Genomic DNA, 26658 nt, shown 5'->3' with positions numbered 1-26658 from the left:
GGAAGACCCACCCGCCCGGAGCAGCACCACCGCTCCGACGGCCGACCGGTCGGTCGCGAGCGGAGATCACCGGCGGATCCGGACACCCGGATGACCCCGCCTGACGTCTCGTCGGGCGGGGTATCCGGCCCGCTTCAGGCGCGGCGCTCGAGGGCCACGCTGACGCCGAACACGACCAGCCCGAGCAGCGGCAGGACAGCCCCGACCAGCGCGGGAGCGTCGTACCCGAGGCCGGCGGCGAGCACCGCACCGCCGAGGGCGGCGCCGATGGCGTTGGCGATGTTGAACGCGGAGTGGAAGCTGGCCGCGGCGAGCGAGGGACCGTCGGCCGCGAAGTCCATCAGCCGGCCCATCAGCGCCGGCCCGGCCGAGAGGCCCACGAAGCCGAGCAGGAAGAGGCCGATCGCGGCGGTCACGGCGTGGTGCGCCGCGAACACGAAGGCGAGCAGCACGACGGCGTAGACGGCCAGGGCGACCGCGATCGTCGTGCGGGGAGCGCGCTCCGCGAGCCGCCCGCCGACGACGTTGCCCACCGTCATCCCGACGCCCAGCGCGCCGAGCAGCAGCGGTACCGTCCCGGCGTCGACGCCGGCCTGATTGGTGAGGATCGGGCTGATGTAGCTGTACACCGCGAATAGGCCGCCGAAGCCCGCGCTGATCGCGCCGAGCGTGAGCCACACCTGCGGGCGGGTGAGTGCGGTGAGCTCGCCGCGGACGCTGCCGCCCTGCGCGGAGGCCGCGTTCGGCACGAGGAAGATCACCGCGAGGACGGTGATCAGCGCGATGACCGTCACCGCGACGTACGCGGAGCGCCACCCGAACGTCTCGCCCAGCCAGGTCGCGGCGGGGACGCCGACGATGTTGGCGATCGTCAGCCCGAGCATCACGGCGGCCAGCGCACGGGCCCGCCGGGCGGGTTCGACGAGCGCAGCCCCCAGCACCGCGGCCGTGCCGAAGTAGGCCCCGTGCGGCAACCCGGCGAGGAAGCGCAGCGCCACGAACGGCAGGAACGCCGGCGCGAGCGCGGACAGCCCGTTGAACACGACCAGCGCGGTCGCGAGGGCCACGATCAGCTTCTTGCGCGCCCACCGGGCGCCGGCGATCGCGATCAGGGGGGCGCCCACCACGACGCCGAGCGCGTAGGCGCTGATGGCCACCCCGGCCGTCGGGACGGAGACCCCGAGGTCGGCGGCGAAGCCGGGCAGCACCCCCATGCTGGCGAACTCGGTGGTGCCGATGGCGAGCCCGCCGAGGCTCAGGGCGGCGAGGCTGACACCGGTGGGGACGGATCGCCGACGCGTGTCGGCGGTCGTGTGCTCGAGGACGGCGCTCATCGCGTCAGCTCCAACAGGTCGGTGAGGCTGGTGATCGGGAGATCCGCGTCGATCCCCTTGAGTCCGGCGACCCGCGCGCCGGCGGCCTTCCCGGCGGCGGCGCCGGTGGCGGTGTCCTCGACCACGAGGCAGCGGGTCGGGTCCACGCCGAGGTCCTCGGCGGCCCGCAGGTAGCCCTCGGGGTGGGGCTTGCCGTGGGTGAGCAGGTCGCGGGTGACGAGCAGGGGCGCGGTGATGCCCGCGGCGCCGAGGCGGAGCTCCGCCAGCCGGGTGTCGGCACTGGTGACGACGGCCCAGGGGACGCCGGCCCGGGCGAGGGCGTCGAGGAGGTCGTGGGCGCCGGGTGCGGCGACCACCCCGTCGAGGTCGACGTACTCCTTCGCGAGCTGGGCCCGTCCGTGCGCCTCGGCGTCCAGATCGGGACGGAGTTCCCGGACGGTGTCGGCGGCGGGGCGGCCCGGCATCGTCGCCAGGACCAGGTCCTCGTCGACGTCGTGCTCCCGCGCCCACGCCCGCCAGACGCGCTCGACGACGGCGTCGGAATCCACGAGCGTGCCGTCCATGTCGAACAACACCGCGTCCGGCGTCATCACCCCTCCGTTCATCTCGTGGTCGCTTTTTCTCGCCAACCGAGCATAATGGCCTCGTGTTCCCGACGACGGGCGCCGATCCCGGATCCCGGTGTGAACCCGGTCGCGCCGCGGTCGACCGCTGGCGTACGGCGGCCCGCGTGCTGGACGAGGTCCGGCGCGAGCCGGGGCTGACCCGGGTCGCCCTCGCCGACCGGCTGCGGTTGTCGAGCGCGACGACGACCGAGACCGTGGCCCGGCTGCGCGCCGCGGGTTGGGTCGACGAGGAGCGGGCGCCGGTCGCCGGCCGCGGCCGCCCGACGACGCGCCTGGTGCCGTCGCCCGCCGGCCCGACGGTGCTCGGTCTGGATCTGCGGCACGAGGACTGGCGGCTCGGGGTCGCGGGGCTCGACGGGGTGGCCACGGTGGTCGCGTCCGGACGACGGGTCCGCGCGTGCCCCGAGGAGGTGGCGTCGGCCGTGGCGGCCCGGGACGCGCTCGCCCTGGCGGTCTCGTTCCCGGCGCCGCTCTCCGACGGTCGCGTGGTCCGGTCCGGCGAGCTCGACTGGACGACGCTGGACCTCGCGCGGCTCACCGGGTCCCCCTCGCTGCCGGTCCTGCAGGGCAACGACGCCACGCTCGCCGGGCTGGCCGAGGGACGGTCGGGCGCCGCGGCGGGGGCCGGGACCGCGCTCACGCTGCTGGTCGAGGTCGGGCTGGGCGGCACGCTGCTGATCGACGGCCGACCGCAGACCGGCGCCCACGGCGCGGCGGGGGAGTTCGGACATCTGCCCTTCGGCGACCCGTCCGTCGTCTGTCCCTGCGGGGCGCGCGGCTGCTGGGGTCCCGAGGTCGACGGGTACGGCCTGGCTCGACGTCTCGGCGTGCCGGCGCCCACCGATCCGCGGAGCTTCGCGTCGGCGGTGCTCGACCGGTCGGATCCCGCCGCCGTGGACGCGGTGGCCGGGGCCTCGGCGGCGCTGGGCCGTGGGCTCGCGGGCCTTGTCAACGCGCACGACCCCGACGTCGTCGTCCTCGGCGGTCTCGCCCCGCGCCTGCGCGGCCCGGCGTTCGACGAGGCGTACCGCGCGGGACTGATGAGCTGGCGGCGGGACGTGCCGCCCCCGGTGCGTGACGCGGTGCTCGGCGCGGACGCCGCCCTGCACGGCGCGGTCGCCCTGGCCCTGGACGAGGTGACGAGCGCCGAGGGCCTGGCCCGGGCCGCCCTCGGGTCGACCCCGACCGAGCCCGCCGCCTCCGGTCCCGCCGCGCGGCTGGACGCCCTGGACACCGAGGTGCGCCGCGGTCGGCGCGCCCGACGCACCGCCCGCGAGCCCGAGGAGACCGATCGTGACCGCACCGGCTGAGGACCTCGTGGTCCGACGGACCTACCCCGATCCCGTCGAGGACATCTGGGCCGCCCTGACCGAGTCGGAGCGACTCGCTCGCTGGTACGGCACCTGGACCGGGGATCCCTCCACCGGGACGGTCTCGCTCACGGTGACCGGCGAGGTCGACGCCGGCGGGGAGGTCGACGACCCCGTCGACGTGACGATCGAGGTGTGCGAGCCGCCGCACCGGCTGGTCGTCCTGGTCCCGTCCGGCGGCACGGCGTGGCATCTCGACGTCGCCCTCTCCGCCCACGGCGACGGCGCCGAGCTCGTGCTCACCCAGCGCCTCGACGGCACCGTGCCGCGCGAGGACCTCGCCGCGGGCTGGACGTGGTACCTGGCCCGGCTCGCGGCCGCGCAGTCGGGCGAGCCCATGCCGCCGTGGGAGCCCGCGGGCTGAGGCCGCCGGTGCAGGGTCTGCCGACGGGGCCGCTTTCTGGCCTCGGCGCGCTCCGGCGGCCTAGCGTCCGACGACGTGACGGCGGCCCGCGTGCTCGACGCCGCCCGCGAACGGTTCCGGCGCGGCGGCCGCGCCGCGCTGCCCGAGGGGGTCGTCCGCGACGAGGTCGTGGCCTCCTGGGAGCGCTCGCCCGCCGGCCCGACGGACCCGGCCTTCGTCGGCCACCACGACGGCGGCCCGCTCGTCGCGGCCGCCGACGCCGTCCTGCACCGGTTCGCGCGGGAGAACACCGGGTCGGGCTGGTCGGTCGCGTTCGTCGGGGACGACGGCGTGGTGCGGGTCCGCTACGACACCGACCCGGCGCTCGGCGAACTCCTCGACGCTGCCGGGTTCGTGCCGGGCCATCGCTGCGACGAGGCGACGGTCGGCACCACGGCCGCCGCCGTCGCCGGGCACGAGCACCGCACGGTGTGCGTCGACGGCCCGGAACACCTCCACCCCGCCTGGCGGGTGCTCCGGGATGCGGCGGCGCCGGTCGTCGGGGGCGCGATCGTGCTGGTCGCGCACGCCGAGGACGCCGCGCCGCCGGCCGTGGCCCGGCTGCTCGCCGACGCGGTGGCCGACCACGACGAGCGTGACCGGCGGCGCCGCGTGCTCGCCGTCCACGACGCGATGTCCGCCCTGCGGGCCGAGGGCGTGCCGTGGGTGGTCGCCGCGACCGGCGACGAGACGTGGTTGGGCCGCGAGGTGGCCGGGCTGCCCGACGACGACCGGCGCACCCTCGGCGACACGCTCACGGCCTGCGTCCTGCTCGACGAGACCGGCGGGCCCCGCCACCTCGACCTGCCGTCCGGGACGTGCGCCGAGGTGGACCTGCGCGAGATCCGGGGCGAGGACGGCGAGCTGTTCGGCGCGGTGCTGGCGGGTGGTCCGGTGGCGGTGCACGCCGGTGCGGGCCGGGTCAGCGTGGCCGCCCGGGAGGCACGGCGTCGGCAGGGCTCGCACGTCGCACCCACCGCGCGGCGGGACTTCGCCGCGGACCTGCGTCGCGACCCGTCGTCGGGATCGGAGGAGGCCCGTCGCCGTGCGACGCAGGAGCTGTTCGGCCCCTACGACCGGATGCGCCGCGACGCCACCGCCACCCTCGGTCGGCGGCGGCACCTGCTGCTGGTGGGGGAGACCGGGGTCGGGAAGCGGACGCTCGCGCGCGAGCGGTTCCTCGCGTTGTTCCCGCGGGGCACGTCGACGACCGTCGACTGCTCCGGCCCGGCCGACGACCTGCGCCTCGACCCGGCGGGCGCCGACGCCCACCTGGTGCTGCTCGACCAGGTGCACGCCCTGACCCCGGTCGCCGCCCGTCGGCTCGACGAGGCGCTCCGGCCGCTGACCGCGATGCCCGGCCGCGTGGTCGTCGTCGGCTGCCTCGACTCGAGCGCGGTCGACGCCGGGCGGCCGTACGGGCTGCTCCTGCGCCACTTCCACGACACCGTGCGGGTCCCCGCCCTGCGCCACCGCACCGACGAGCTCGCCGGGATCGCACAGGCGGTGCTGCGCTCGATGAGCGGCGGCCGCTCGTTGCGCCTCTCCCACCAGGTCGTCCGGGTGCTCGAGGGCTACGCGTGGCCCGGCAACATCGCCGAGCTCGAGGACGTGCTGCGCTACGTGGTCGCGCGCAAGCCGGTCGGGATCGTGCAACCGCCCGACCTGCCGGCACTGTGCTTCACGAGCGCGCCGCGCCTGACGATGCTCGAGACCGCGCAGGCGGACGCGATCATCCACGCGCTCTACGAGACCCGGGGCAACCGGTACAAGGCGGCCGCGATGCTCGGGATCGCCCGCTCCTCGCTCTACCGCAAGATCGACGCGTTCGGGATCAGCTACATCGCCTGAGGTCGTGTCCCGGGTCCGGGACACCGGCCTCGTGATGCGCGGCGAGCCGTCGCGGAGTGTCCCGCAATCGGACAGTCGGGCTGTGGCCCACGCCATAGCGTCGAGGACGCTCAGCGGGCGAACCAGCGGAGGTCGCGATGAAGGCCCTTGTGTACCACGGACCCGGCCAGAAGGCGTGGGAGGACGTCCCCGACGCCGCGATCGTCGAACCCACCGACGTCGTGGTCAAGGTCGACACCACGACGATCTGCGGCACCGACCTGCACATCCTGCAGGGCGACGTGCCGGCGGTGACCGACGGCCGCATCCTCGGGCACGAGGCCGTCGGCACGGTGACCGAGGTCGGCAGCGCGGTGCGCGGGTTCTCGGTGGGCGACCGGGTCCTCGTCCCGGCGATCACCAAGTGCGGACGCTGCGAGTACTGCCAGCGTGGCATGCCGTCGCACTGCCAGACCGTCGGCGGGATCGGCTGGATCTTCGGCCACCTCATCGACGGCACGCAGGCCGAGTACGTCCGGGTGCCCTACGCCGACACCTCGCTCTACGTGGTGCCCCCGGAGGTCACCGACGAGCAGGCGATCTTCCTGGCCGACTCGCTGCCCACCGGCTACGAGGTCGGCGTGCTCGCGGGCGGCGTGCGGCCGGGCCACACCGTGGCCGTGGTCGGCGCCGGGGCGGTGGGGCTGTCCGCGGTCCTGACGACGGGTCTCTGGGGCGCCTCCAAGGTGATCGCCATCGACTCCAACAAGTTCCGGCTCGAGAAGGCCCTCGAGTTCGGGGCCACCGACGCGGTGGAGGTCGGCCCCGGCACGGTGTCCGACGTCGTCGGCCTGACCGACGGGCTCGGCGTCGACGTGGCCATCGAGGCCGTCGGCTATCCGGAGACCCTGCTGACCGCGGCCTCGCTGGTGCGTCCCGGCGGCACGATCGCCAACGTGGGCGTGCACGGCACCCCGGTCGAGATCCCCATGCAGGACATGTGGATCGCGAACGTGACCCTGACGATGGGCCTGGTCGACACCGTGTCGATCCCGACCCTGCTCAAGATGGTCGCCTCGGGCCGCATCCCCGCTGAGAAGATGGGGACGCACTCGTTCACGTTCGACCAGATCGACGAGGCCTACGACGTGTTCGGCAACGCCGCGGCGAACCTCGCGCTCAAGGTGGTCATCACGCCCTGACGTCCCGCGAGGGTCACATCAGGCAGCCCCGGAGGCCCCGGGACCTGCCTGATGTGAACCTCGAGCGGGAACCGGGACCGTCAGCCCGCGGCGACGGGCGTCCGCAGGTCCGCGGCCGGGAACGGCGGGAGCTCGTCGGCGCGCAGCGACGCCTTCCCCGCCAGGCGCCACGCCCGCGCGACGACGTCGTGGTCGGACTCGGTGACGAGGTTGCCCATCACGCGCAGGGCCACCGTCATCAGCGCCTTCGACCGCATGCCCACCGGGCCCGCGACGGGCAGCAGCTTCGGCACCGTCAGGAGCTTGGCCAGCCGGCGCGCGATGGAGAACGCCGAGCCGTAGTGCTCCCGCAGCGTCGCGGGCCAGGCCAGCGACCAGTCGTCCTCGGACATCAGGTCGACGATCAGCCGGCCCGTCTCGAGGCCGTAGTCGATGCCCTCGCCGTTGAGCGGGTTCACGCAGCCCGCGGCGTCACCCACCAGAGCCCAGTTCCGCCCGGCGACCCCGGAGACGGCGCCGCCCATCGGCAGCAGGGCCGACGCCACGTCGCGCACCTCGCCGGAGAGCTGCCAGTCCTCCCGGCGCTGCGTGGCGTAGTGCTGGATCAGCGAGCGGAGCCGGACGTTGGCCGGGCGCTTGTCGGTGGCGAGCGTGCCGACGCCGATGTTCACCGACCCGTCGTGCAGCGGGAACACCCAGCCGTAGCCCGAGAGCACCTCGTTCTCGGTGCCGCGCAGCTCGAGGTGCGAGGAGATCCACGGGTCGTCGTGACGGCCCGACGTGATGTAGCCCCGCGCCGCGACCCCGAACGCCGTGTCCTTGTGCCACACGCGCCCGAGCACGCGCCCCAGGGTGGACTTCGCCCCGTCCGCCACGATCAGCCGACGGCACGAGATGCGCGACCCGTCGTCGAACACGACGGCGGACACCGCGTCCCCGGCGAACTCGACGTCGACCGCACGTCGCCCCTCCACGGGCACCGCGCCGCGGTCCAGCGCCGCCGAGCGGATCCGCGCGTCGAGCTCGGTCCGGGCCACCGCACCCCCGTGCGCGGGGAGCGAGCCACCCGGCCACGGCAGCGTCAGGAGCTGCCCGAAGCCGGCCGCACGCAGGCCGCGGTTCTCGCCGCGGCCACGGACCCACTCGCCGAGGCCGAGCTTGGTCAGCTCGGCGATCGCGCGGGGGGTCAGGCCGTCGCCGCAGGCCTTGTCGCGGGGGAAGACGGCGGCGTCGGCGAGGACGACGTCGTGACCCGCCTGCGCGGCCCACGCGGCCGCGGACGAGCCGGCCGGGCCGGCGCCGATGACGAGGACGTCGGTGTTCACGTCCTCCAGGATGCCAAGATCCGCTCAGCCCGCGAGCAGGCTGAGACGAATCTTGCGCGACGGGTTGTCCGTGTTCGTGTCCACGAGACACACCGACTGCCAGGTCCCGAGGGCCATCCGGCCACTGATCACCGGCACCGTCATCGACGGGGCGACCAGGGCGGGGAGGACGTGGTCGCGCCCGTGGCCGGGGGAGCCGTGGCGGTGCCCCCACCGGTCGTCGGCGGGCAGGAGCTCGTGGAGCTGGCGCAGGAGGTCGGAGTCCGAGCCGGCGCCGGTCTCGATCACGGCGATCCCCGCGGTCGCGTGGGGCACGAAGACGTGCAGCAGGCCGTCCCCCGCGTCCGCGTCGCGCAGGAACCGCTCGCACTCCGACGTGATGTCCCGGACCGTCTCCTGCTCGCCCGTCCGGACCTGGATCTCCTCGCTGCGCATCACGACGAGCCTACGTCCACGTTCCCGACGACCGGTGCGCCAGACTCCGGCGCGACGAAGCGGCTCTACTGCCGCTGGATGACAGCAACGACGCTGTGCTGCCACCAAGGAGAGGGAGGAGCAACCCATGACCGACGTCGCCGTCGTCACCGGCGCGGGACGGGGCATCGGGGCCGGGCTGGCCCGGGCGCTGAGCGAGCGCGGCCTGCACGTCGTGGTCACCGACGTCGACGCCGCCGCGGCCACCCGCACCGCCGACGCGCTCCCCGGCCCGTCCACCGCGCTTCCGCTCGACGTCCGCGACGCCGGCGCCCAGCGCTCGGTGGCCGCCGCCGCGGCCGACCTCGGCGAGGTCACGGTGTGGGTGAACAACGCGGGCGTGCTCTCCACGGCCCCGGTCTGGGACGCCACGGACGCCGAGGTGACCGCGACGATCGAGATCAACACGCTCGGCGTGGTGCACGGGTGCCGGGCGGCGGTCGACGTCATGCGCCGCGGCGACATCCTCAACGTCGTCTCGCTCTCCGGGCTCGGGCCGACGCCGGGGCTCGCGATCTACGGGGCGTCGAAGGCCGCCGCACTGTCCTACGTCCAGGCCCTGCACACCGAGCTCGGCGGCGCCCGGCGGCCGATCCGCTGCCTCGCACTGTGCCCGGACGCGGTCTCGACCGACCTGCTGCGCGCCGTCTCCGACCGTCCCTCCTCGGCGCTGCTGTTCACCGGCCCGCGGGTGCTGGACGTGGACGAGGTGGTGGCCGCCGGGATCGCCATGCTCGACGGGAAGCGGGAGCTCCGGGTCCTCCCGGGCTGGCGGGGCTGGCTCACGCGGACGCAGTCGATCCTGCCGGTGGCCGCCCGGACGCTCACCCCGATGGTCGCGCGGATCGGAGAACGGCGTCGGCCGACCGGGTGACACGCCGTGCACTCCGGGGCCCGTGACACTTCCGTGATCTCGCGGGCTACCGTGAGCGCCGCCCGCTGTCACCCGATCGTGGAGGTCGGATGCTCCTCGTCGCCCCGGATCCCCGCCACGGGATCGCCCCGGAGCGCGTGCGTCGGATCCGTCGTCTGCTCGACGGGGTGCCGACGGCCCCCGGGGTGGCCGTCGCCCTGCCCGGCGGGCCCGACGGCGTCCTCGACGCCCTGGTGCTCCGACCCGACGGCGTCCTCGGGCTCGTCCCGGCCTCGGTGCGGGTCCCGGTCGGGGTCCCGACGGCGGGTGGCGGGGGGTCGCAGGACCGCGCGGCCGCGGAGATCGACCGCCTCCTCGCCCTCGCCGACCCCACCCCGACCGCGCCCCGCCAGGTGGTGCCCGTCGTCGACCGCGCGGCGCCCGACCGGGCCGACCCGGAGCGCACCGCCGAGGACGCGGGCATCGGGGTGGCCACCGCGGCGACCCTCGTGCTGACCGCCTCGTCCGGCCCGACCGTGCTCGACGCCGGGGAGGTCCGCCGGCTCTTCGCCGCGTGGCGGCTCGCCGAGTTCGTGCCCGGCCCGGCCGACCTCGCGGCGGCCGGGTTCGAGGTCTCCCTCCCGCCCGGGGCCGTGCCCTCGGCGCGCTCCGCCATGGTCTCGAACCCGGGCGGGCCGCTCGCACGCCCGAGCACCGAGCCCATCCCGACGGGTCTCCCGGCGGCGGCCCCGGCCGGCCTGCCCGCGACACCCGAGGAGTCCCCGCGGCTCGGGAGCGTCCCCGCCGACACCCGGCGTCGTCGTCGGGCCCGGCGCGAGGTGGCGGTGCCCGCGTGGATGGGCACCTGGCGCGGGCTCGGGGTGGCCGCGGTCGCCGCGTTCGGGCTCGCGCTCGGCGTGGCCGTGCTCGTGGTGCGGGGGACCGGCGCCGCCCCCGAGGAGATCTCGGCCGATCCGGTCCGCGTGGTGGACGGGGTGTCCTGGACCCAGCGGGTCGTCACCACCGACGCCACCTGCGAGGGCCACGCCTACGGACTCGCCGTGCAGTTCCTCCGGGAACGGCCCTGCACGCGCCTCGACCGGGCGCTCTGGACGGGCGACGCGGACGGGACCCCGGTGGTCGCGTCCGTGGCCGTGGTGCAGATGCACGACGCCGCGTCCGCCGGCGCGTTCAAGTCGCTCGTCGACTCGTCGGGCACGGGCAACGTCGCCGACCTGCTCCGCGAGGGCCGCGGTTACCCGGGAGCGCCCGCGGGGCTCTCCGGCGCCGGGTACTCGTCGACGCAGCTGGGGGAGACGGTCGTGATCACCGAGACCGACGGCACCGGCGGGACGCGGGTGCCGGAGTCCACGCTCGACCGCCTCGCCCGCACCGCCCTCGGCCTGCGGTAGCGCTCAGCGGGCCAGCCACTCGAGCAGCCGCACGGTGACCGTGTCGCCGGCCTGCCTGCCGACGGCGGCGCGCAGGGCGGCGGGGAACGCCAGCTTGTGCGTGCCGTCGCCCAGGGCCATGAACGACCCCGTGAACGGGTGGCCGTCGACGGTCCCGGTGACCGTGACCAGCCCGCGGGTGCCGAAGAACGCGGCCGACCAGTCGGTGCGGACGTAGGTCCAGCCGCCGCGCGCCGGGCTGCGCTCCAGCGTCGCGGTGAACGTGTGGTCCAGGGCGGTCACGGTGGTCACGGCGGGCTCCTTCGTCCGGTGCGGGTCACCCGGGTGTCGCGACGGTCCCGCCCGCCCTCGACACCCACCACCCCGGATCACCCGGTCGGAGCAGTCCCGGGCATCGTCGGGACCGTCGGCGTGATCCCGGCCAGCGCCCGCCACCGCCGTCCGACCGTCGTCGCGGCCGTCATCGCCGCCACCCCGGTGGTCCGCAGGTCGCGGTCGTCCGTGCGCTCCAGGACCGCGCGCCAGGCGCCGGCGACGTCGTCCTCGGCCGTGACGAGCAGGGCAGCGGCGCTCGCCGCGTCGGTCACCGGGCGCGGGGTCGCGTAGGCGGCCGCGGCTGGTACCGGCTGCTGCCCGGAGGCCTCGAGGCGGGCGAGGAGGGCGTCGCGGCGCTGTCGGTGCGCCAGGGCCGCGTCGGCGAGCGGCTGGGCGGCCGAGGCGGGCAGGAAGGCGGTGGCGAGCCCGCAGCACCACACGGCCGCGTGCTCGGCGCCGAGCGCGGCCTGGGTCGCCGCGAGGGCGCCGTCGGAGTCGGGGATGGGCGCGGTCACGTCGCGAGCGCCTCCGCCCAGCCCGCGCAGGAGGCGGCGACCGACGCGACGAGCCCCGCCCGGTACCGCGCGGTGGTGACGGCGAGGGCGCTGCCCGCGTCCCGCGCGGCACCCAGTGAGCGCGCCAGCGAGGCCGCCGCGTCCGCCGCGGAGGGCGGGTTCCCGACGGTCGGTGCGGGTGCGTCGAGCACCTCCGCCCGGTCCGGGCGGGCCCGCCGGATCTCGGTCGCGAGCGCGGTGGCGTGGGCGCGCCGGGCGTCGGCGACCGGGGTGAGGCGGGCGGCCGCGTCGGGGAAGGCGCCCGCCGCCGCGGCGGCCAGGGCGGCGTCGGCGCGGGCCGCGGCCCACGGCGCCTCGAGCTCGTCCGGTCCCTCGTCCCGCGCGCAGCCCGCGGCCGCCAGGGTGAGCGCGCCCGCCGTCAGGACGGCGAAGGAGCGACGGGACAGGGGCGGCATCACCGGCCATCGTGCCAGGACGGCGGCGGGGCGAGCGGAGCGACGGGGCCGCGGGGCTCGGGACTACTCTGGACCCACCGCTCCCTCACCGTCCTGGAGGCAGACCCGTGCCCGTGGGCCCACCCACCGGTGCCGCCGCCACCGCCCTGACGCCCGTCGTGACCGACGTCGTCGAGCGGGCCGGCTTCGTGCTCGACGACCTCGACGTGCGGCCCGCCGGCCGCCGTCACGTCGTCCGCGTCACCGTCGACACCCCCGAAGCGCCCGCCGTCGACGACGGGCCCGCCGGCGGCGTCGACCTCGATGCCGTCGCCGCCCTGAGCCGCGACGTGTCGGCCGCGGTCGACGCGCACGAGGCGGCGCAGGGCGCGGTGCTCGGCGAGTACACCCTCGAGGTCTCGACCCCGGGCACCGACCGGCCGCTCACCGAGCCGCGGCACTGGCGCAAGGCGTGGCTGCGCCGCGTGGCGGTCACCCTCGACGACGGCACGAAGCTCTCCGGCCGGGTCGGTGCCGTGACCGACACGGCGGTGACGCTCGCCGTCGAGAAGGGGCTGCAGGAGGTCCCGCTCGACCGCGTGGAGCGGGCCGGGGTCGAGGTCGAGTTCAAGCCGGCGCCCGAGGCGCAGGTCGAGGCCCTGCAGGACGATCGACGCGAGAAGGAGATGTCGCAGTGAAGGTCGACCTGATGGCCCTGCGCGCGATCGAGCGCGACAAGGACATCGCCTTCGAGACGGTCGTCGCGGCCATCGAGTCGGCCCTGCTGACCGCCTACCGCCAGGCCGGGAACGAGACCCCGGGCGCGCGCGCCGAGGTCGACCGCACCTCGGGCGAGATCCGCGTGCTGGTCCCCGAGACCGGCGAGGACGGCGAGAGCGTCGGCGAGGTCGACGACACCCCGGCGGGCTTCGACCGCATCGCGGCGACGACCGCCCGGCAGGTGATCGTCGCGAAGCTGCGCGACGCGGAGAACGACCGCAGCTACGGCGAGTACGCCACCCGCGAGGGCGAGGTGGTGTCGGGTGTCGTGCAGCGCGACGCGCGGGCGAACGCGCGCGGCGTCGTCGTCGTCGACATCGGGACGATCGAGGGCGTCATCCCCTCCGCCGAGCAGGTCCCGGGGGAGAAGCTGGAACACGGCGAGCGGGTCCGCTGTTACGTGGTCGGGGTGAGCCGGACCCCGCGGGGCACGGCGGTGACGCTGTCGCGGACCCACCCGAACCTCGTCCGGAAGCTCTTCGCCTTCGAGGTCCCCGAGATCGCGAGCGGGGCCGTGGAGATCACCGCGATCGCCCGCGAGGCGGGGTACCGCTCGAAGATCGCCGTCCGGTCCACCGTCCCGGGTCTGAACGCCAAGGGCGCCTGCATCGGCCCGATGGGCGCGCGGGTGCGCGGCGTGATGGACGAGCTGCACGGTGAGAAGATCGACATCATCGACCACTCGGACGACCCGGCGGAGTTCGTCGGCAACGCCCTCTCGCCGTCGAAGGTGGTCTCGGTCGAGGTCGTGGACCTCCGGGCGCGGGCGGCGCGCGTCGTCGTGCCCGACTACCAGCTCTCCCTCGCCATCGGCAAGGAGGGACAGAACGCCCGCCTCGCCGCCCGGCTCACCGGCTGGCGGATCGACATCCGCTCCGACGCCGAGCCCGGGTCCGACCTCGTCGCGCCCTGAGGGTGGGTACGGGGCTTCGGCGCCGCGGGGAGAACGCGGTAGAGTCAGACATGGCCCGGACCCGTCCGGCTCACCACGAGGTTCCACCGATCGAAGGACCGGTGCGCACCTGTGTGGGGTGTCGATCGCGGGGGCCGGTGTCGGAACTGCTGCGAGTGGTGGCCGTGGACGGGACCTGTGTGCCCGACCCACGGCGTCGCGAGCCGGGGCGGGGTGCCTGGGTGCATCCCGACGCCGACTGTCTGCACCGCGCGGAGCGCCGATCGGCGTTCCCCCGGGCGCTGCGCGTCCCGGGGCCGTTGGACCTCGACGCCCTGCACGCACTGCTCGGACCACGACCGACACCGACCGACCCGAGCGCAGGCCCCGACGCCCGTCGGGGTCGGAACACCAGGAAGCAGGTCGACCCCCATGAGCCAGCCGTGAAGCACTCGCGATGAGCGCGCAGGCGTAGGACACGAGGTCGCGGGCACGCCGCCGACCTCGAGAATGAGGAGATCAGTGGCAGGCAAGGCCCGGGTGCACGAGCTCGCGAAGGAGCTCGGCGTCACCAGCAAGCAGGTTCTCTCGCAGTTGGAGTCCCTCGGCGAGTTCGTGAAGTCCGCGTCCTCGACGGTCGAGGCTCCGGTCGCGCGCAAGCTGCGCGACTCCATGGGCAGCGGCGGCAACGGCGGGTCCTCCCGCGGTCCGCGCCCCGGTGGCCGCTCCGGCGGTCCGTCCGCCGGCGGCAACGGCAACGGGTCCGCCCCGGCGCCCGCGACCCCCGGCCCGCGCCCCGGTGCGGCCCCGACGCCCGGCCCGGCGGCCCCGGCCGCCCCCGAGGCGCCCGCCGCGTCCGCATCGGCGGCCCCCGCCGCGCCGACGCCCGGTCCGGCGGCCCCGAAGCCGTCCGACGCCCCGCGTCCCGGCGCCGAGCGTCCCGGCCCGCGTCCCGGCAGTGGTTCCAGCAGTGGTTCCGGCGACCGCGGCCCGCGCCCGAGCGGTACCGACCGCCCCGACCGGCAGCCCCGCGGCATCCCGAAGCCGGGCAGCCAGCGCGGCGGCTCCGTCGAGCGTGGCGGCGATCAGCGCCAGGGCGGTCCCCGTCCCGGCCAGGGCCGTCCGGGCGACCAGCGTCCGGGTGCGCCGCGTCCGGGACAGGACCGTCCCGCCGCCGCGAGCGCCGGCTCGGACTCCACGGTCGCGCCGCGACCGGCCGCACCGCGTCCGGGTCCGAAGACCCCGCGCGTCGGCAACAACCCGTTCGGCGTCGGCTCCGGGGCCCCGCCCCGTCCGCAGGCGCCGCGTCCCGGCGGCGGCTCCGACGGCGCCCGTCCGCCGCGTCCGCCGCGTGACGGCGAGCCCCCGATGCCGCGTCCGCCGCGCGACGGCGAGCGGCCCGCGGCGAACGACCGTCCGCCGCGTCCCGGCGGCACCGGTGGTGCGAACCCCGGCAACATGCCGCCCCGCCCGAACCCCGGCATGATGCCGGCCCGTCCGGCCGGTGCCCCCGGTCGTGGCGGTCCCGGTGGACCCGGCCGCGGCGGCCCCGGTGGTCGTCCCGGCGGCGGTGGTCGTCCCGGTGGTGGCGGCGGTGGCTTCCGTCCCGGTGGCGGTGGCCCCGGTGGCGGCGGTGGCGCGCCCGCGGGCGGTTTCCGCGGTCGTCCCGGTGGCGGCGGTGGCCGCGGCCGTGGCGGTGGCGCCGCCGGTGCGTTCGGTCGCCCGGGTGGTCCCGCGCGTCGGGGTCGCAAGTCGAAGCGGCAGAAGCGTCAGGAATTCGACAACATGCAGGCGCCGTCGGTCGGCGGTGTCCGCCTGCCGAAGGGCAAGGGCGAGACCGTCCGGCTGCCCCGCGGCGCGTCGCTGACCGACTTCGCCGAGAAGATCGACGCCAACCCGGCGTCGCTGGTCCAGGTGCTGTTCCACCTGGGCGAGATGGTCACGGCCACCCAGTCGGTGTCCGACGACATCCTCGAGCTGCTCGGCGGCGAGATGAACTACGACGTGCAGGTCGTGTCCCCCGAGGAGGAGGACCGCGAGCTGCTCGAGTCGTTCTCGATCAGCTACGGCTCCGACGAGGGCGACGAGGAGGACCTGGCGGCCCGTCCGCCGGTCGTCACCGTCATGGGTCACGTCGACCACGGCAAGACGCGCCTGCTGGACACCATCCGCAAGACGAAGGTGGCCGAGGGCGAGGCCGGCGGCATCACCCAGCACATCGGCGCCTACCAGGTCGAGACCGAGCTGGAGGGCCAGGAGCGGCTCATCACGTTCATCGACACCCCGGGTCACGAGGCGTTCACCGCCATGCGTGCCCGTGGTGCGAAGTCCACGGACATCGCGGTGATCGTGGTGGCGGCCGACGACGGCGTCATGCCGCAGACGGTGGAGGCGATCAACCACGCCCAGGCGGCCGACGTGCCGATCGTGGTCGCGGTGAACAAGATCGACAAGGAGGGGGCCAACCCCGCCAAGATCCGTCAGCAGCTCACCGAGTACAACCTCGTCGCCGAGGAGTTCGGTGGCGACACGATGTTCGTCGACATCTCGGCCCGGCAGAACATCAACATCGACGGGCTGCTCGAGGCCGTCCTGCTCACCGCGGACGCCTCGCTGGACCTCCGGGCCAACCCGGACATGGAGGCCCAGGGTGTCGCGATCGAGGCGCACCTCGACCGTGGCCGCGGCCCGGTCGCGACCGTCCTGGTCCAGCGCGGCACGCTCCGCGTCGGGGACTCGGTGGTCGCGGGCGACGCCTCCGGGCGTGTCCGACGGATGCTCGACGAGTTCGGCGAGGACGTGCGTGAGGCGCTGCCCTCGCGTCCGGTCCAGGTCATCGGCTTCACGTCGGTGCCCGGCGCGGGCGACACGTTCCTGGTCGTCGACGAGGACCGCGTGGCCCGGCAGATCGCCGACCGGCGCCGTGCCCGCGAGCGCAACGCGCAGCTGGCCAGCCGCCGCAAGCGCATCTCGCTCGAGGACCTCGACGCCGCGCTGAAGGAGACCAACGAGCTCAACCTGATCATCAAGGGTGACAACTCGGGAACGGTCGAGGCGCTCGAGGACGCGCTGGTGAAGCTGGACGTCGGCGACGAGGTCCAGCTCCGCGTGCTCCACCGCGGGGTCGGTGCGATCACCGAGGGCGACATCAACCTCGCGATCGCCTCCGACGTCATCGTCATGGGCTTCAACGTCCGTGCCGAGGGCAAGGCCACGGAGCTGGCCAACCGCGAGGGCGTCGACATCCGGTACTACTCGGTGATCTACCAGGCGATCGACGAGATCGAGGCGGCCCTCAAGGGCATGCTCAAGCCGATCTACGAGGAGGTCGAGCTCGGCACCGCGGAGATCCGCGACGTGTTCCGCTCCTCCAAGTTCGGCACGATCGCCGGCTGCCTGGTGACCGACGGGATCATCCGCCGCAACGCCAAGGCCCGCCTGGTGCGCGACGGTGCCGTCATCGCGGAGAACCTGACCATCGCCTCGCTGCGGCGGTTCAAGGACGACGCGACCGAGGTCCGCGACGGCTACGAGTGCGGTCTGACGCTCGGGTCGTTCAACGACATCAAGGTCGACGACAAGATCATGACCTACGAGATGCGGGAGAAGCCGCGCGAGTGATCTCGTGTTCGTAGGTGTGCTCGAGCTCGACCTGCTGCTCGGCGACGTCGGGAGCATCAAGGAGAAGCGCTCCGTGGTGCGACCGGTCGTCGCCGAGCTCAAGCGGAAGTACGCGGTCTCGGTCGCCGAGGCCGGGCACCTCGACCTCCACCGCCGCGCCCTCATCGGCGTGGCGGTGGTGGCCGCGGACGCCGAGCACGTCGGTGACGTGCTCGACCACTGCGAGCGCCTGGTGAGCTCCCATCCCGAGTTCCAGGTGCTCTCCGCGCGGACCCGCTGGCTGGGCCCGCACGACGACTGATCTGTTGGAGGATGGCCCGAGATGGCCGATGCACCCCGCGCCCGGCGCCTCGCCAAGCGGATCATCCAGATCGTCGCCTCGACGCTGGAGCACGAGGTGAAGGACCCGCGGCTAAAGCTGGTCACGATCACCGACGCCCGCCTCACCGCGGACCTGCGCGAGGCGACCGTGTACTACACCGTCTACGGCGACGAGACCGACCAGCAGAACTCCGCGGCGGCTCTCGCCAGCGCCACCGGCGTCGTCCGTACCGCGGTCGGGCGGCAGACCGGCGTGCGCCACACCCCGTCGATCACGTTCGTGGCCGACGCGGTGCCCGAGGGCGCGGCGCGGATGGAGGAACTGCTCGCGGGCGTGCGCGCCGCCGACCAGGAGGTCGCCTCGCTCGCCGCGGGCGCGACCTACGCCGGCGAGGCCGACCCGTACCGCACCCCGCACGAGGACGACGACCTCGACGAGTCCGAGTCCGACGAGTCGCGCGGGTAGCACCTCCCGGTGCCAGCAATTCCCTATCGGCGTGCTCCCCTGCCCTGAACACCCAGTGACAGGAAATCCGACATCGTCGGGGAGCCCGTGACCACCTCGCTCGACGCCGGACCGACCCGGGTGCTGTCGCTGTCCGCGGCCGCCCTGGTGGTGCTGGTCGCCGAACCGCTCTACCTGCTCGTCGACACCGCCGTGGTCGGCCGGCTCGGGGCCCTGCCGCTGGGCGCGCTGGCCGTCGGGGCGGTCGTCCTCGCGCAGGTGTCGTCCCTGGGCACGTTCCTGGCCTACGGGACGACGGCCCGCGCGGCCCGGGCCTTCGGCGCCGGCCACCGGGACCGAGCCGTGGCCGAGGGCGTCGCCGCCACGTGGCTCGCCCTGCTCGCCGGGCTCGCGGTCGTCGTGATCGGCCAGCTGATCGCCCGCCCCGTCGCCGACGCGCTCGGCGGGGGAGGGGAGCTGGCCAACGAGGCGGTGGACTGGATGCGGATCGCCCTCTTCGGCGCACCCGGCATCCTCGTCGCGATGGCCGGCAACGGCTGGATGCGCGGCGTGCAGTCGACCCGCGCCCCCGTCGTCGTGGTGCTGGCCGGCAACGGGGCCTCCGCGATCGCCTGCCCGATCCTCGTGCACGGCGTCGGCCTCGGCCTCGAGGGCTCGGCGATCGCCAACGTCGGGGCCCAGACGATCGTGCTCCTGCTCTTCGTCGGGGCCCTCGTCCGGGAGAGCGTCCCGCTCGGCGTGACGCTGCGCCCGGTGCCCGCCGACCTGCGCGCGCAGCTCGGCCTGGGTCGCGACCTGCTGCTGCGCAGTCTCGCCTTCCAGGCCTGCTTCCTCTCGGCGACCGCGGTGTGCGCGCGGTTCGGGGCGGCGTCGGTGGCCGCCCACCAGGTCGTGCTCCAGCTGTGGACCTTCATGGCGACGGTGCTCGACTCGCTCGCGATCGCTGCCCAGCAGCTCGTCGGGGCCGCCCTCGGCGCGTCGGCGGCCGGCCCCGCCCGCACCGTCACGCGCCGCGTGACCTGGTACGGCATCCTGCTCGGCGTCGTCGCCGGCCTCGCGTTCGCCGCGCTCGCGGGCGTCCTGCCGCGGGTGTTCACGCCCGACGAGGCCGTGCTCGCGACGATCCCCGCCGCCTGGTGGTTCTTCGTCGCCCTCCAACCGATCGCGGGGTTCGTCTTCGCCCTCGACGGGGTGCTGCTCGGGGCCGCGGACGCGGCGTTCCTGCGACGGCTCACCCTCGCCTGTGCCGTGCTCGGCTTCCTGCCCGCCATCTGGGCGTCCCTGGCCTTCGGGTGGGGGCTGGCCGGGGTGTGGGCCGGACTGTCGCTGTTCATGCTGGGTCGCGCGGTCGGGGTGGGACTCCGGGCGCGAGGCGACCGGTGGATGGTGACCGGTCAGGCGTGACCGGTCCCACCCCCTATCGGCGTGCTCCTCTTGATGTCAGGAGCATGCAGCGGGTGCAGGATGAGGGCCGAACCGACCCGTCCCTGGAGGTCCCTCTGCCATGACCGCTCCCACCCCCCGCGTCGCGATCGTCACGGGTGCCGCCCGCGGACTCGGGGCCGCGACCGCGCTGCGTCTGGCCGCCGACGGGCTGGCCGTCGCGGTGATCGACCTCGACGAGTCCGCCGCGAAGACCACCGCGGACGCGATCACCGAGGCCGGCGGGAAGGCCATCGCGGTCGGCGCGGACGTCTCCGACAACGACGCCGTCACCGCGGCCGTCGAGCGGATCGTCGCGGAGCTCGGCCCGCCCACCGTGCTGATCAACAACGCCGGCATCACGCGGGACAACCTGCTGTTCAAGATGAGCGAGTCCGACTGGGACCAGGTCATGGGCGTGCACCTGCGCGGCTCGTTCCTGATGACCCGCGCCGTGCAGGGGCACATGGTCTCCGAGCAGTTCGGCCGGATCGTGAACCTGTCGTCGACCTCGGCGCTGGGTAACCGCGGCCAGGTCAACTACTCCGCCGCGAAGGCCGGTCTGCAGGGCTTCACCAAGACCCTGGCCATCGAGCTCGGCCGCTTCGGCATCACCGCCAACTGCGTCGCCCCCGGCTTCATCGCCTCGGAGATGACCAGGGCGACCGCCGAGCGCCTCGGGCAGGACTGGGAGGAGTGGCAGGCCGCGCGCGCCAAGGAGATCCCGGTGCAGCGCGTCGGCGTCCCGGAGGACATCGCCAACATGGTGTCGTTCTTCGTCGACGAGCGCGCGGGTTACGTGTCCGGCCAGGTCATCTACGTCGCGGGCGGCCCGAAGACGTAGGTCGGGCCATCCCGACGACGCGTGACTGTCGGGGGTCCGTGTTCTCCTCCTGCCATGAGCGGCACGTGGGACCCGGGCGCGATGGCGTGGCTGCGGGAGGTGCGGGACCGGTGGCGCGCCCTCGGGGTGCTCGGGCTCCTCGAGGACGCGGTCGCCGCGGTCTGGGAACGGAACGTGGCGCGGCACGACCCGGGCGTCGCGGGCGACACGGCGCTGGCGCTCGGGCTGACGTCGTCGGAGAACCTGCGGTCCCGGCTGCTCGCGGTCGCGCCCGGGTGGGCCGACCGCGAGGTGCGGATCGGTGCCCCGCGCAACTCGCTGGTCGTGCGCCACGAGCAGGTGGTGCTGCACGTGATGAAGGCGCCCCCGGAACATGCGCCGACGCCCGCGTTCGGCGCGCTGCGCTGGGAGGGCGTGATCCGCACGGCGGCCGCGGTGGACAACGGCGCCGGGTACGTGCCCGTCGGCGGCCAGTTGAGCCTCGACGGGCTCCCGGCGCCGCGCGTGTCACCCGAGGCCGCGCCCGGCCTGCGCCACGTCGTGCTGGTGTGGACCGGGACGCCGTCGACGGTCACGACGACGGGCTGGCTCGCCGTGCCGTGGGAGGGCGCGCTCGGTGGCGACCCCCCGGGCGGGGCGTGGCTGGCCGCGCTGCCGGTGTGGGCGCACGGCCCGGCGGACGTCCCGGCCCCGCCACCCGTGCCGGCGGTGTCGATCCCGTTCGACCGGGTCCGCCCCTGACGACGACGCCGCAGCACGCTCGGGAGAGGATCCGCGGCGATGAACGCCCGCACCCCGCAGCGCCGCCACGGCCCGCCCCCGCCGCCCGGCCTCCTCGTCGTCGACAAGCCGAGCGGGTGGACCTCCCACGACGTCGTCGGCAAGGCACGCCGGCTCGTCGGCACCCGCAAGGTCGGTCACGCCGGGACGCTCGACCCGATGGCCACCGGGGTGCTGGTCCTCGGCGTGGAGCGGGCGACGAAGCTGCTGGGCCACCTCGCGCTCGACACCAAGACCTACCTGGCGACGATCCGGCTCGGCGCCGCCACCACCACCGACGACGCCGAGGGCGAGGTCGTCGCCACCGCGGACGCCTCCATGGTGGCCGACGCCGCCGTCGACGCCGGGGTCGCCGCGCTGACCGGCGACATCGACCAGGTGCCGAGCACGGTGTCCGCGATCAAGGTCGACGGAAGGCGCGCGTACGAGCGGGTGCGTGCCGGGGAGGAGGTGGAGCTCCCCCCACGCCCGGTGCACGTCGGGCGCTTCGACGTCCTGGCGCGTCGCCGCGAGGAGGGCACGCTGGACCTCGACGTGCTCGTCGACTGCTCGTCGGGCACCTACGTGCGGGCACTCGCGCGGGACCTGGGGGCCGGGCTCGGCGTCGGCGGGCACCTGACGGCGCTGCGCCGAACGCGGGTCGGGCCGTTCACGCTCGCGCACGCCCGCACGGTGGAGGAGCTGGTCGCGGAGGCCGACGGCGAGGCCGGTCGCGCCGGACTGTCGCTGGACCTCGACGCCGCGACGGGCACGGCGTTCCCCCGGCGCGACGTCGATGCCGCCGGGGCGGCCGACCTCGCCCACGGGCGACCGTTGTCGCCCACCGGCGGCCCGGGCACCACCGCGGTGTTCGGGCCGGACGGGCACGTCGTCGGGCTGGTCGCCGACGCCGACGGCCGGGCGCGCCCGGTGCTGGTGCTCGCGCCCGCGACCTGAACCCGACCCCCGGGGGAGGTGACGCCGCCCCCGTCGCCGGGAAGCCCAGAGGGGCCGCCCGTAGGCTGAGCCCGATCCGACGACACCGCAGCGCGCGGGGGAGGCCCGAAGCAGGTGCAACGCTGGCGCGGTCGTGACGGCGTCCCCCCGGGCTGGGGGCGCTGCGTGGTGACCATCGGCGTGTTCGACGGGGTGCACCGGGGCCACCAGCAGCTCATCGGGTACGCGGTCGACCGGGCCCGGGAGCTCGGGGGCCTGCCCACCACCCTGATCACGTTCGACCCGCACCCCAGCGAGGTCCTGCGGCCCGGGTCGCACCCGGCGCAGCTGACCACGCTCGCCCGCCGGGCCGACCTGGTCGCCGAGCTCGATGTCGACGCCTTCTGGGTGCTGCCGTTCACCACCGACTTCGCGCGGGTGGAGCCGGACGAGTTCGTCCACGAACTGCTGGTGGACCGGCTGCACGCGTCGGCCGTGGTGGTCGGGAAGAACTTCACGTACGGCTACCGCGCCGCCGGCGACGTGCCGGAGCTCGAGCGGCTCGGCCAGCGGTTCGGGTTCGAGGCGATCGGGCTGGACCTGGTCGTCGACGGAGATCGGGGACGCACGGTGACCTACTCGTCGACCTACATCCGCAGCTGCATCGCCGCGGGCGACGTCGAGGCCGCCGCGGACGCGCTCGGCCGCCCGCACCGCGTGGAGGGCGTGGTGGTCAAGGGCGACCAGCGGGGCCGCGACCTCGGCTACCCGACGGCGAACGTGTCGGTCACCGCTCACGCCGCGGTGCCCGCCGACGGGGTCTACGCCGGCTGGTTCCTGCGCGACGGGGAGAAGCTGCCGACGGCGGTCTCCGTGGGCACCAACCCGACGTTCTCCGGCCAACAGCGCACCGTCGAGGCGTTCGTCCTCGACCACACCGAGGACTTCTACGGCCAGCGCGTCGGGGTCGAGTTCGTCGCCCGGGTGCGGGGCCAGGAGCGTTTCGACTCGGTCGAGGAGCTCATCACCGCCATGGACGGCGACGTCGCGAACACCCGCACGCTCCTCGGCCTCTAGTCGGGAACCTCGTGCGCCTGTTCGTCGCGGTGTTCCCGGACGACACGGTGAACGCGGCCGTCGACGCGGCCCTCGAGCTCGCGCTGCGCCGCGGCCCCGACGGCGGGCGCTGGCGCCCGGTCGCGCGCGAGCGCCGGCACGTCACGCTGCGGTTCCACGCCGACGCCGAGCCGGACGAGGTCGCCGCCGGGCTCCGGGGCGCACCGCTGCGGGCGCCCACCCTGTCGTGCGCCGGGACCGGCATCTTCGGCACGGCGCTGTGGCTCGGGGTGCACGCGGACGACCGGGACACCTGGCACACGCTGCTGCGCGCGGTCGGCACCGACCCCGCCGACCACGTCGCCCACCTGACCATCGCGCGGTGCCGGGGCCACGTGCCGGCGGTCCCCCCGGGCCTCGACGGCCACGCGGGCCCGCACTGGACCCCACGCGCGGTCGTGCTGGTGGCGAGCGGGTCGCCCTACCGGGTGCTGGAGGAGTTCCCGCTGGTCGCGACCCCGGGCGCCGACGAGGTCGTCGGAGGTCCCCGGTAGACTCGTCGGTGTTCCGGCTGCGGTCCGTGGTGGCCGGGCACCGAGAGCGCGGGAGAACGCGGCCAGCTGCCGCACCCGCCGTCGGGAAGACACACGGTACCGGGGCCCGTCCCCGGGTACGACGACGTAGACACGAGGAGCACCACCGACGTGGCCCTGACCACCGAGCAGAAGAAGACGATCCTCTCCGAGTACGGCGTGCACACCACCGACACGGGGTCTCCCGAGGCCCAGGTGGCGCTGCTGACGAAGCGGATCACCCAGCTCACCGAGCACCTGAAGATGCACAAGCACGACCACCACTCCCGCCGTGGCCTGCTGCTGCTGGTGGGTCGCCGCCGCCGGCTGCTGAAGTACGTGGCGTCGGTGGACATCAACCGCTACCGGACGCTGATCGAGCGTCTCGGCCTGCGCCGCTGATCCCCGGGCCGCCCGCGACACGTCGCGGGCGGCCCGATCTGCATTCCCACACCTGAACACGAGCCCCGCCGCCGTCGCCCCACTTGGGGAGGACCCGGTCCTCGACAGTGGCTCCCGGAACCGGTGTCCGGGGGCTTCGATCGAAGACCGGTCACGTCACCAGGTGGGAAGGCGCGGGACTCGCCAGTCCGTTCCCTCTGGAGGAACCCACCCATGGCGAACTCCGCCACCCCGGCCGTCGTCGACACCGAGACCGGTGTCCACGAGACCACCGCCGTCCTCGACAACGGCACCTTCGGCAGCCGCACGATCCGCTTCGAGTCGGGCCGCCTGGCCCGCCAGGCGGCCGGCGCCGTCGTCGCGTACCTCGACGAGGAGACGATGCTCCTCTCGGCGACCACCGCGTCGAAGCGGCCGAAGGACAACTTCGACTTCTTCCCGCTGACCGTGGACGTCGAGGAGCGGATGTACGCGGTCGGGCGCATCCCCGGCTCGTTCTTCCGCCGCGAGGGTCGCCCGTCGACCGACGCGATCCTCACCTGCCGTCTCATCGACCGTCCGCTGCGCCCGACGTTCGCCGCGAACCTGCGCAACGAGGTCCAGGTCGTCGTCACGGTCCAGAGCCTGGACCCGAACGACCCGTACGACGTGCTGGCGATCAACGCCGCGTCGGCCTCCACCCAGATCTCCGGCCTGCCCTTCGAGGGCCCGGTCGGCGCCACCCGCGTCGCCCTGATCAACGGGCAGTGGGTCGCGTTCCCGACCTGGGAGCAGCTCGAGCACGCCGTGTTCGACATGGTGATCGCGGGCTCGATCACCTCCGACGGCAGCGACGTCGCGATCTCCATGGTCGAGGCCGAGGCGACCGACAAGGCCGTCTCGCTCGTCGCGGGCGGCGCCCAGGCGCCCACCGAGGAGATCGTGGCCGCCGGCATGGAGGCCGCGAAGCCGTTCCTGCGCACGCTCTGCGAGGCGCAGCAGAACCTCTACACCTCGCTCGGGGTGACCACGAAGGACTACCCGACCTTCCCGCCGTACCAGTCCGACGTCCTCGACGCCGTGACCTCCGCGGCCGGCGACGAGCTCGACAAGGCCCTCGCGATCGCGGGCAAGCAGGAGCGCGACAACGCCCAGGACGCGGTCAAGGAGCGCCTGGTCACCGAGCTCGCCCCGAAGTTCGAGGGTCGCGAGAAGGAGATCGGCGAGGCGTTCCGGTCGCTGACCAAGTCGACCGTCCGGAAGAAGATCCTCACCGAGGGCTTCCGCATCGACGGCCGCGGCGTCACCGACATCCGGCCGCTCGCCGCCGAGGTCGAGGTCATCCCGCGGGCCCACGGCTCGGCCCTGTTCGAGCGCGGCGAGACCCAGATCCTCGGCGTCACCACGTTGAACATGCTGCGCATGGAGCAGTCGATCGACTCCCTCACCCCGGAGACGACGAAGCGCTACATGCACCACTACAACTTCCCGCCCTTCTCCACCGGCGAGACCGGGCGCGTCGGGTCGCCGAAGCGGCGCGAGATCGGGCACGGCGCGCTCGCCGAGCGCGCGCTGGTCCCGGTGCTGCCGACCCGCGAGGAGTTCCCCTACGCGATCCGGCAGGTCTCCGAGGCCCTCGGCTCCAACGGCTCGACGTCGATGGGCTCGGTCTGCGCCTCGACGATGTCGCTGCTCAACGCCGGTGTGCCGCTGAAGGCGCCGGTCGCCGGCATCGCGATGGGCCTCGTCTCCGGCGAGGTCGACGGCCAGGACACCTTCGTCGCGCTGACCGACATCCTCGGCGCCGAGGACGCGTTCGGTGACATGGACTTCAAGGTCGCCGGCACCAAGGACTTCGTGACGGCGCTGCAGCTCGACACGAAGCTCGACGGCATCCCCTCCGAGGTCCTGGCCAAGGCCCTGACCCAGGCCCGCGGCGCCCGCCTCGCGATCCTCGACGTCATGGCCGAGGCCATCGACTCGCCGGACGAGATGAGCGAGTTCGCCCCGCGGATCACCACGGTGAAGGTCCCGGTCGACAAGATCGGCGAGGTCATCGGCCCGAAGGGCAAGATGATCAACTCGATCACCGAGGAGACCGGCGCCGACATCTCCATCGAGGACGACGGCACGATCTACGTCGGTGCGGCCGACGGGCCCAGCGCCCAGGCGGCGGTCGACAAGATCAACGCCATCGCCAACCCGCAGATGCCGAAGATCGGCGAGCGCTACCTCGGCACCGTCGTCAAGACGGCCGCCTTCGGCGCGTTCGTCTCGCTGGTGCCGGGCCGCGACGGCCTGGTCCACATCTCGAAGCTCGGTGGCGGCAAGCGGATCGGCAAGGTCGAGGACGTCGTGAACGTCGGCGACAAGATCCGCGTCGAGATCACCGACATCGACAACCGCGGCAAGATCAGCCTGCTGCCGGTCAAGGAGGAGGACGCCGCGGGTGCGGCGGCCACCAACGGGACCGGTGCCGAGGCCGCCGAGGCTCCCGCCGAGGCGACCTCCTGAC

General features: G+C 74.7%; 27 protein-coding genes. 20 read left to right on the top strand and 7 right to left on the bottom strand.

Annotated features, from left to right (window positions below; all coding sequences use genetic code 11):
- Window positions 1-134 precede the first annotated feature (134 nt).
- Together ACQPYX_RS21155 and ACQPYX_RS21150 are read right to left on the bottom strand one after the other, a co-directional pair.
- Entirely contained in the window at window positions 135-1334 is a 1200-nt protein-coding gene (locus ACQPYX_RS21155; protein ID WP_433799251.1) for an MFS transporter, read from the bottom strand.
- Entirely contained in the window at window positions 1331-1924 is a 594-nt protein-coding gene (locus tag ACQPYX_RS21150; RefSeq protein ID WP_433799250.1) for an HAD-IA family hydrolase, read from the bottom strand. Before ACQPYX_RS21150 ends, ACQPYX_RS21155 begins: the two co-directional genes overlap by 4 nt.
- A 56-nt stretch (window positions 1925-1980) precedes the next feature.
- On the opposite strand from ACQPYX_RS21150, the gene ACQPYX_RS21145 reads away from it, so the two are divergent.
- The 4 genes from ACQPYX_RS21145 (at window position 1981) to ACQPYX_RS21130 (ending at window position 6765) form a co-directional block, all read left to right on the top strand.
- Window positions 1981-3270, top strand: a complete 1290-nt coding sequence (locus ACQPYX_RS21145; RefSeq protein WP_433799249.1) for an ROK family transcriptional regulator — start codon at window positions 1981-1983, stop codon at window positions 3268-3270.
- Complete coding sequence (locus tag ACQPYX_RS21140) at window positions 3254-3694, top strand: SRPBCC domain-containing protein (protein ID WP_433799248.1); 441 nt, start codon at window positions 3254-3256, stop codon at window positions 3692-3694. The genes ACQPYX_RS21145 and ACQPYX_RS21140 overlap by 17 nt, the downstream gene beginning before the upstream one ends.
- Window positions 3695-3769: 75 nt before the next feature.
- On the top strand, window positions 3770-5584 hold the full coding sequence (locus ACQPYX_RS21135; RefSeq protein ID WP_433799247.1) for a helix-turn-helix domain-containing protein: 1815 nt from the start codon (window positions 3770-3772) through the stop codon (window positions 5582-5584).
- Window positions 5585-5721: 137 nt separating this feature from the next.
- Window positions 5722-6765, top strand: a complete 1044-nt coding sequence (locus ACQPYX_RS21130; RefSeq protein ID WP_433799246.1) for an alcohol dehydrogenase catalytic domain-containing protein — start codon at window positions 5722-5724, stop codon at window positions 6763-6765.
- 80 nt (window positions 6766-6845) lie between these two features.
- Here ACQPYX_RS21130 and ACQPYX_RS21125 read toward each other — a convergent pair whose 3' ends face one another.
- Together ACQPYX_RS21125 and ACQPYX_RS21120 are read right to left on the bottom strand one after the other, a co-directional pair.
- On the bottom strand, window positions 6846-8090 hold the full coding sequence (locus ACQPYX_RS21125; RefSeq protein ID WP_433799245.1) for a geranylgeranyl reductase family protein: 1245 nt from the start codon (window positions 8088-8090) through the stop codon (window positions 6846-6848).
- Between the two features lie 24 nt (window positions 8091-8114).
- Entirely contained in the window at window positions 8115-8525 is a 411-nt protein-coding gene (locus ACQPYX_RS21120) for a secondary thiamine-phosphate synthase enzyme YjbQ (RefSeq protein WP_433799244.1), read from the bottom strand.
- Window positions 8526-8652: 127 nt separating this feature from the next.
- Between ACQPYX_RS21120 and ACQPYX_RS21115 the strand changes: the two genes are divergently transcribed.
- The gene (locus ACQPYX_RS21115; protein WP_433799243.1) at window positions 8653-9438 is read left to right on the top strand and encodes an SDR family oxidoreductase; all 786 of its coding nucleotides are present in this window, start codon (window positions 8653-8655) and stop codon (window positions 9436-9438) included.
- An 89-nt stretch (window positions 9439-9527) separates the two neighbouring features.
- Complete coding sequence (locus ACQPYX_RS21110; RefSeq protein ID WP_433799242.1) at window positions 9528-10829, top strand: hypothetical protein; 1302 nt, start codon at window positions 9528-9530, stop codon at window positions 10827-10829.
- Between the two features lie 3 nt (window positions 10830-10832).
- Here the strand turns inward: ACQPYX_RS21110 and ACQPYX_RS21105 are convergent, their stop codons facing one another.
- The 3 genes from ACQPYX_RS21105 to ACQPYX_RS21095 form a co-directional block, all read right to left on the bottom strand.
- On the bottom strand, window positions 10833-11111 hold the full coding sequence (locus tag ACQPYX_RS21105; protein WP_433803778.1) for a DUF1905 domain-containing protein: 279 nt from the start codon (window positions 11109-11111) through the stop codon (window positions 10833-10835).
- An 86-nt stretch (window positions 11112-11197) separates the two neighbouring features.
- On the bottom strand, window positions 11198-11659 hold the full coding sequence (locus tag ACQPYX_RS21100) for a ferritin-like domain-containing protein (protein ID WP_433799241.1): 462 nt from the start codon (window positions 11657-11659) through the stop codon (window positions 11198-11200).
- Window positions 11656-12114 (bottom strand): hypothetical protein, encoded by a 459-nt coding sequence (locus ACQPYX_RS21095; RefSeq protein WP_433799240.1) that lies wholly within the window; start codon window positions 12112-12114, stop codon window positions 11656-11658. Before ACQPYX_RS21095 ends, ACQPYX_RS21100 begins: the two co-directional genes overlap by 4 nt.
- A 113-nt stretch (window positions 12115-12227) precedes the next feature.
- Here ACQPYX_RS21095 and rimP point away from each other — a divergent pair, with 113 nt between their 5' ends.
- The 14 genes from rimP (at window position 12228) to ACQPYX_RS21025 (ending at window position 26657) form a co-directional block, all read left to right on the top strand.
- Entirely contained in the window at window positions 12228-12791 is a 564-nt protein-coding gene (rimP, locus tag ACQPYX_RS21090; RefSeq protein ID WP_433799239.1) for a ribosome maturation factor RimP, read from the top strand.
- Complete coding sequence (gene nusA / locus ACQPYX_RS21085; RefSeq protein ID WP_433799238.1) at window positions 12788-13786, top strand: transcription termination factor NusA; 999 nt, start codon at window positions 12788-12790, stop codon at window positions 13784-13786. The genes rimP and nusA overlap by 4 nt, the downstream gene beginning before the upstream one ends.
- Window positions 13787-13836: 50 nt before the next feature.
- Complete coding sequence (locus ACQPYX_RS21080) at window positions 13837-14226, top strand: YlxR family protein (RefSeq protein WP_433799237.1); 390 nt, start codon at window positions 13837-13839, stop codon at window positions 14224-14226.
- 61 nt (window positions 14227-14287) lie between these two features.
- Window positions 14288-17386: a translation initiation factor IF-2 gene (gene infB / locus ACQPYX_RS21075; RefSeq protein ID WP_433799236.1), complete on the top strand. Its 3099-nt coding sequence runs from the start codon at window positions 14288-14290 to the stop codon at window positions 17384-17386.
- Window positions 17387-17390: 4 nt separating this feature from the next.
- Complete coding sequence (locus ACQPYX_RS21070; RefSeq protein ID WP_337694480.1) at window positions 17391-17687, top strand: DUF503 domain-containing protein; 297 nt, start codon at window positions 17391-17393, stop codon at window positions 17685-17687.
- 21 nt (window positions 17688-17708) lie between these two features.
- Window positions 17709-18173: a 30S ribosome-binding factor RbfA gene (gene rbfA, locus ACQPYX_RS21065; RefSeq protein ID WP_433799235.1), complete on the top strand. Its 465-nt coding sequence runs from the start codon at window positions 17709-17711 to the stop codon at window positions 18171-18173.
- An 87-nt stretch (window positions 18174-18260) separates the two neighbouring features.
- Window positions 18261-19577 carry an MATE family efflux transporter gene (locus tag ACQPYX_RS21060; protein ID WP_433799234.1) on the top strand — a complete coding sequence of 439 codons (1317 nt, stop codon included), beginning with the start codon at window positions 18261-18263 and terminating at the stop codon, window positions 19575-19577.
- A gap of 100 nt (window positions 19578-19677) precedes the next feature.
- Window positions 19678-20439 carry a 3-oxoacyl-ACP reductase FabG gene (gene fabG, locus ACQPYX_RS21055; RefSeq protein WP_433799233.1) on the top strand — a complete coding sequence of 254 codons (762 nt, stop codon included), beginning with the start codon at window positions 19678-19680 and terminating at the stop codon, window positions 20437-20439.
- Between the two features lie 54 nt (window positions 20440-20493).
- Complete coding sequence (locus ACQPYX_RS21050; protein ID WP_433799232.1) at window positions 20494-21180, top strand: hypothetical protein; 687 nt, start codon at window positions 20494-20496, stop codon at window positions 21178-21180.
- A gap of 39 nt (window positions 21181-21219) precedes the next feature.
- Window positions 21220-22155, top strand: a complete 936-nt coding sequence (gene truB, locus ACQPYX_RS21045; RefSeq protein ID WP_433799231.1) for a tRNA pseudouridine(55) synthase TruB — start codon at window positions 21220-21222, stop codon at window positions 22153-22155.
- 114 nt (window positions 22156-22269) lie between these two features.
- Window positions 22270-23211, top strand: a complete 942-nt coding sequence (locus ACQPYX_RS21040) for a bifunctional riboflavin kinase/FAD synthetase (protein ID WP_433799230.1) — start codon at window positions 22270-22272, stop codon at window positions 23209-23211.
- An 11-nt stretch (window positions 23212-23222) separates the two neighbouring features.
- Entirely contained in the window at window positions 23223-23744 is a 522-nt protein-coding gene (locus ACQPYX_RS21035; RefSeq protein ID WP_433799229.1) for a 2'-5' RNA ligase family protein, read from the top strand.
- Between the two features lie 150 nt (window positions 23745-23894).
- Entirely contained in the window at window positions 23895-24164 is a 270-nt protein-coding gene (gene rpsO, locus ACQPYX_RS21030; RefSeq protein WP_433799228.1) for a 30S ribosomal protein S15, read from the top strand.
- A 213-nt stretch (window positions 24165-24377) separates the two neighbouring features.
- On the top strand, window positions 24378-26657 hold the full coding sequence (locus tag ACQPYX_RS21025; protein ID WP_433799227.1) for a polyribonucleotide nucleotidyltransferase: 2280 nt from the start codon (window positions 24378-24380) through the stop codon (window positions 26655-26657).
- Window position 26658 lies beyond the last annotated feature (1 nt).

The sequence above is a fragment of the Actinomycetospora sp. CA-084318 genome (assembly GCF_050955885.1).
GTDB lineage: Bacteria > Actinomycetota > Actinomycetes > Mycobacteriales > Pseudonocardiaceae > Actinomycetospora.
Note: the sequence above shows the minus strand (reverse complement) of the source record. Positions and strands in the feature narration are given on the sequence as shown.